This window comes from Staphylococcus sp. HMSC071G07, assembly GCF_001811435.1.
GTDB classification, from domain to species: domain Bacteria; phylum Bacillota; class Bacilli; order Staphylococcales; family Staphylococcaceae; genus Staphylococcus; species Staphylococcus pettenkoferi.
Genome location: NZ_KV804783.1, coordinates 111,786 through 114,699, shown reverse-complemented (window position 1 = coordinate 114,699; position 2,914 = coordinate 111,786). Strand labels below are relative to the sequence as shown.

Genomic DNA, 2,914 nt, shown 5'->3' with positions numbered 1-2,914 from the left:
AGAAGCGAGAGTTTTAACATTGAAAATTAAATATATTTTTATTGAATTATAGATTCTAATTTATAGATATCATACACCTCTTCAACAGTAGGTCAAGCTTTAATGTCTTCCGAGAAGCGTGGTATGATGTAATAAATAACTTGTGAGTAGAGGGATAAATTATGATAAAACGTATCCAGTTAGATGATTGGTCAACTTTAGAATCACAACTTGAAACATTGCAACAGAAATCGTACACACACTTTATCATCGAAGATTCACGTATCGAGATTGACGAGGATATGCTCGAAGCTGTGCAACTTCAACCTCAAACGATGATCGTGGATTATGCAGTCGACGGCGTGTATCTCAACGAGTCACAATGTTTCAGTACAGCACAAGGACACTTTAACGCTTGGATGAATAATAATAATCATTATCCTAACGTGATCTTCTATATTGAGACAGCCTTAGGCATCCTCAAAGATTATCATGTCGATCACTTATTCGACTTAGCTTTACTGAACTTGCTCGATAGTGAGGCAGCGGTAGACAGTCATGTCGTCTTTAACTTTACTGATACCTTTACGACGAGCGCTGGCTTATGGGACATTATTCAAGAACACGATTACGAACCAACGACGCAAATGTTACTCAACGTATTGGCTTACGAACACCGTCATTCCATACCTTACCGTAGTAAGCAAACTGAGGTGCCTGAAGATGTTCGTCCAGAGCATCAATGGTTACGACGTTTCGGATTCAAGGCGCCCCACTTTTTATACAACATCAAACAACAACGCGCATTGAAACATTTTAAAAATGAAGCGTATATTTACGAGAAAGACACTTCGAAAGTGCAAGACCATATCGTTGTTCTAGGCCCTAATTACCAATTCCGTGGCAATACACGTTATTTATTCAACTATCTCGCAAAGCATAATTCGAAGACGCCCGTCTATTTCATCACGAATGACGTTAAGGGCCCTAATTTCTTAACACCAGAGACGAAAGAAACGGTGAAGATGATTGAAAGTGCGAAAGTGGTTATTCTCGAAGATTTAATACCGAGTGATTTGCAACCTAATGGGAAGATCATTCAACTATGGCATGGTACACCTATTCAAAGACGCTTCTTAGATCGCTATGACGCGTTATCTATGGAGGCTCATGACCGTGCAATTCAATTCAACAAATGGCGTCAACAAGACTATCTCGTATGTGATACGGAGGCGAGTGAACCTTACTTTGAAACTGCATTTCCATCACAACACCTCGATTTCGTGACTTGTGGCTATCCACGTGTACGATATTTATTTGACAAAGTGACTGACAAGCCTTATTTATCCTTTATTCGCCAAGAACTCAAACTCGATTCCGACAAACCCACATTACTTTATGTCCCAAGTCGCCACACTGGTAAAGCAGATGACGCCTTGCTTCCAATCAGCGACGGCTTAGTCAATAAATATAACGTCATTTATCGTCCACACCCTGAGAGTGAAGGCCCTGATGAACTCGAACATGCCATTTCTGCGCCAAACAATCTCGAAACGCAAGATTTAATACTCGTTGCTGAAGTGGTGCTAACGGACTATGCTTCACTTATCTTTGACGCTTTAGCTACTGGTAAAACGGTCTGTCAGTACACACCAAATCAAGATGAAATAGATAAGCATAGCGGTGTATACGATGATGTCATGCAATCACTTTCAACGGTTCGTTATAGTGATGCGAAAGCATTGCACAATGATTTGATTAGTCATCAAATGACTGAGTTGAAATCCAATCCATATGTGCGTGAGACCAATCCATCTTATGAACAAATTGGAATGTTGATTCAATCTATAATGAAACGTTAGATAAGCACACGATATAAAGGTAAAAGCGGAGCTGAAATTCCAACAATTTCAGTTCCGCTTCTATTATCACTTATAACCTAATCCTCCAACACTTTCTCCATCACTAAATCATGGTCAACGACATCACCTGTTCGAAATTCGTGTGTACCTGTTTGTCGAAAGCCTTGGCTTTGATAGAATTGTACAGCATAATCATTTTCTTCCCATACACCTAACCAAATCTTCGGTTTCTGCAATTCACGTGCCTTCTCTTCCGCAAAGCGAATAATTTCCTTACCACGGCCACCCTTTTGCGCATGTGGTAACAAATAAATACGTTGAACTTCAAGGTAATCCTTGCCCATTGGTTCTGTCTGCGCTGTACCTATATTAAATTTAAAGTAACCCACGATGTCGCCATCCTCCATATAATAGTAGAACCATGACTCAGGATGCTCTAATTCTTCAAGCAAGACCTCTTCACTCAAGCTCTCTTCGAAATAACGCTGAAAGTCTTCTTCTGTATAGTATGCATCTTTAAATGTCTCTTTAAACGTGTATTGCGCCAGTTCACTTAACTGCGCTACATCTGACTTCTTTACTACAACAAATTCGCCCATTCTCAATCCCCTTACTTTCATAATATCCTTATTATACTCAAATTGATGGGTCGTACAATATGAATAACGTTAATTTATTACCCACTTTGCGTAAAATTAATGACATTTCCCAAATAAATATTGATAATATTTCTCAACTAGAATATAGTTAAAGAAAAAATACAAAACTGAAAAGAGGAAACTGCTATGGAACATCTCTTCATCCTTGGCATGACAGGACCTACAAGCCTCGTCATTATTAGCATTATCGCGCTCATCATCTTTGGACCTAAGAAACTCCCTCAATTTGGCAAAGCAATTGGAGATACGTTACGTGAATTTAAATCCGCAACGAAGCACATCGATGACGAAGAAGACTCAGATTCATTAGAAACACCCAGTAGACCTTCCACACAACAACGTAAATCATCCAAATAATTATACGTTACTCGAACATTTCGATGAGCTGAGACGACGTTGTCTCGCTATACTCAT

3 protein-coding genes are annotated in these 2,914 nt (G+C 39.3%); 2 read left to right on the top strand and 1 reads right to left on the bottom strand.

The window, feature by feature from the left end; genetic code table 11:
• The first annotated feature begins 161 nt into the window (after positions 1-161).
• Positions 162-1,841 (top strand): CDP-glycerol glycerophosphotransferase family protein, encoded by a 1,680-nt coding sequence (locus HMPREF2802_RS09345; protein WP_070503939.1) that lies wholly within the window; start codon positions 162-164, stop codon positions 1,839-1,841.
• A 77-nt stretch (positions 1,842-1,918) separates the two neighbouring features.
• Here the strand turns inward: HMPREF2802_RS09345 and HMPREF2802_RS09340 are convergent, their stop codons facing one another.
• Entirely contained in the window at positions 1,919-2,440 is a 522-nt protein-coding gene (locus HMPREF2802_RS09340) for a GNAT family N-acetyltransferase (protein WP_070503935.1), read from the bottom strand.
• Between the two features lie 186 nt (positions 2,441-2,626).
• Here HMPREF2802_RS09340 and tatA point away from each other — a divergent pair, with 186 nt between their 5' ends.
• A complete protein-coding gene (gene tatA / locus HMPREF2802_RS09335) occupies positions 2,627-2,857 on the top strand; it encodes a twin-arginine translocase TatA/TatE family subunit (RefSeq protein WP_070503932.1) in 231 nt (76 codons plus the stop codon).
• Positions 2,858-2,914 lie beyond the last annotated feature (57 nt).